Annotated in this window: 3 protein-coding genes and 1 tRNA gene; 2 read left to right on the forward strand and 2 right to left on the reverse strand. The window is 69.0% G+C overall.

Going from position 1 to position 2,630, the window contains the following annotated elements; all coding sequences use genetic code 11:
• Positions 1-373 precede the first annotated feature (373 nt).
• Entirely contained in the window at positions 374-751 is a 378-nt protein-coding gene (locus tag GT042_RS07895) for a helix-turn-helix domain-containing protein (protein WP_202532500.1), read from the reverse strand.
• 145 nt (positions 752-896) lie between these two features.
• Between GT042_RS07895 and GT042_RS07900 the strand changes: the two genes are divergently transcribed.
• Positions 897-1,511 carry an NAD(P)H-dependent oxidoreductase gene (locus GT042_RS07900; protein WP_161307990.1) on the forward strand — a complete coding sequence of 205 codons (615 nt, stop codon included), beginning with the start codon at positions 897-899 and terminating at the stop codon, positions 1,509-1,511.
• A 249-nt stretch (positions 1,512-1,760) separates the two neighbouring features.
• Here the strand turns inward: GT042_RS07900 and GT042_RS07905 are convergent.
• Positions 1,761-1,844 (reverse strand) — tRNA-Leu (locus GT042_RS07905).
• A 314-nt stretch (positions 1,845-2,158) separates the two neighbouring features.
• On the opposite strand from GT042_RS07905, the gene GT042_RS07910 reads away from it, so the two are divergent.
• Positions 2,159-2,630: DUF3662 domain-containing protein (locus GT042_RS07910; protein WP_161307991.1), on the forward strand; the 472-nt coding region annotated here is incomplete at its 3' end.

Here is a 2,630-nt window from a genome sequence, read left to right on the forward strand (position 1 = left end):
GCGTGCCCCCGCGCCTTGGGCGTGGGCGCCCCGGCCACGGACGCGCGCGGCGCGAAACCGGACACCTCCGGAATGCGCCCGTCCCCGCGAACCGCCTGCCCCCCGGCTCCCCGCGACTGCTCCGACACCGCCGATCCGACGTCGCCCATGGCGTGCCGCCTCCCCCGTGCTCGTACGTACGCGTGCCTGCTCCTGCTGAATCAGGCCAACATCAACTGAGCACGACGTTACCGCCGGGCGAAGCCGGCCGCCTCCCCCTGTGGACAACCCCGGACAGCCGCCCGTTCCGGCCATATGAACGCACGACACGAACGCACGGCACGCAGGCGTAAACCCCCGAAAAGATCCAGATCCGCCGGAAGCCGGACAGGAGCTAGCAGTTCCCCCCGCAGTCCCCTTCGCCCGGCGGCTCGCCCAGATATGACTCCGACCACATTCTCAGCTCTTTGAGCGCGGGCTCCATCGCCTGTCCCGCCTCCGTCAGCCGGTACGCGACCCGAAGCGGCGGCCCGTCGTCGACCTCCCGTACGACCAGCCCCGCCGCCGCCAGTTCCGTGAGCCGGTCGGAGAGCATGCGCTCGCTGATCCCCGGGATGGCCCGCCGCAGTTCGGCGAAGTAGACCGCGCGCTGCATCAGCACGGAGACGATCGGGCCGGTCCACCGCTTGCCGAACAGCTCGAAGACGCGGGTGATCCCCACGTCGACCTTCCTGCACGCGTCCTCGCTGTGCTCCGCGTTCCGCTCCGCCATACCCCCAGAGTACTGGCGTCTCCCCATCGGGATGAACAAAAGTAAGTGACTATGTTATCCATAGGTACGCACAGAATCTTGGTTCCTTACGGGGCTTCGGGCTCTGTGCGCGACCACCCCCGCCCCTGCCCGATGGAGACCCGTCATGGCCACGCTTCTGCACCTCGACTCCGCCCTCTTCCCCCAGGGCTCCGCCTCCCGCGACATCACGGCCGCCTTCGTGAAGTCCTGGCTGGAGCAGCACCCGGAGGGCAAGGTCGTCTACCGCGACCTCGCCGCCTCGCCGATCCCCCACCTGGACGCCGCGGCCGTCGGGGCGGGGCCGGACCACGAGCTGCGCGCCGTGCTGGCCGCCGAGCTCGCCGAGGCGGACGCCGTGCTGATAGGCGCCCCGATGTACAACTTCACGATCGCCTCCACCCTCAAGGCGTGGCTCGACCAGGTGATCATCGTCGGCGCCAACACGGGCCCCGGCGGCCCGGTGGCAAGCACCCCGTTCACGATCGTCGCCAGCCGCGGCGGCTCGTACGCCCCCGGCACGCCCCGCGAGGACTTCGAGTTCGTCCAGAACTACCTGGAGAAGGTCCTGACCGGCATGCTCGGCATCACCGAGATCGACTTCATCGTCCCGGAGCTGACCCTGGCCCCCGTGAAGCCGGAGATGGCCGACCTCATCCCCCTCGCCGAGGCCTCCCGCGCGAAGGCCCACGAAGAGGCGGTCCAGAAGGCCAAGGCCCTCGCCGCCCGCCACGCGGCCTGACCCGCGTCACAGCACGGAACGGGCCTCGGGGCGGTGTCCTAGGACACCGCCCCGAGGCCCGAAGCGTCTGACATCCCGTCATCCGCCATCACCTTGACCGACCCCGGCCGTGACATGCGTCACTGAGGCCCTGGCCACGCTCGTACACCGGGCGCACGGCCCCCACCCCGTACATACCCCGTACATACGAGAAGCGGGCCCCCGCCAGGACTTTCGTCTCCGGCCGGGACCCGCTCTTCGGTTTCTCTGTGCGCGAGGGGGGAGTTGAACCCCCACGCCCTTTCGGGCACTGGAACCTGAATCCAGCGCGTCTGCCTATTCCGCCACCCGCGCATTGGGTGTGCCGTCCGGTGCCTCACCTGCTGGTGTGCGCTCCTGGCGACATCGAGAAGATTAGCACGCTGGAGGGGGTCGGATCACATCCGTTCGTTTGGCCGGCCCGGTCCCGGAACAGGGAACGAACGGGGGCGGCCCCCACTCCTCCTCCACACACCCGGGGTGCGGGACACTGTCGGGAGGCCGCCTCTACGATCCGTGTGAGAGGTGACACTCATCAACGGGGCGGACATGGGGAACCAGCCTATTTCCCGGCGCGTGGATACGATCAGTAAGCAGTACCAGGACAGCAACGACCGAGGAGGTGCCCCATGGGAGTCATGAAGCGTTTCGAACAGCGTCTCGAAGGTTTGGTCAACGGCACCTTCGCGAAGGTCTTCAAGTCCGAGGTCCAGCCCGTGGAGATCGCCGGCGCCCTCCAACGCGAGTGCGACAACAACGCGACGATCTGGAACCGCGAGCGGACCGTCGTACCCAACGACTTCATCGTCGAGCTGAGCACGCCCGACTACGAGCGGCTCAGCCCGTACTCCGGACAGCTCGGGGACGAACTGTCCGGGCTGGTCCGCGACTACGCGAAGCAGCAGCGCTACACCTTCATGGGACCCATCAAGGTCCACCTGGAGAAGGCCGAGGACCTCGACACCGGTCTGTACCGGGTGCGCAGCCGCACCCTGGCGTCGAGTACGTCCCAGGCCTCCGGGCCCGCCCCCGCGGCCCCCCAGGGCGGCTACGGCTACCCGCCCGCCGCCGCACCGCCCATGCCCGCCGCACCCCCGCCAG

Source organism: Streptomyces sp. SID3212, assembly GCF_009865405.1.
Taxonomy (GTDB): domain Bacteria; phylum Actinomycetota; class Actinomycetes; order Streptomycetales; family Streptomycetaceae; genus Streptomyces.

Excerpts from the sequence above, each read along its gene's own strand:
- GT042_RS07895 (WP_202532500.1), bottom strand. The coding sequence starts at position 751 with ATGGCGGAGCGGAACGCGGAGCACAGCGAGGACGCGTGCAGGAAGGTC.
- GT042_RS07900 (WP_161307990.1), top strand. The coding sequence starts at position 897 with ATGGCCACGCTTCTGCACCTCGACTCCGCCCTCTTCCCCCAGGGCTCC.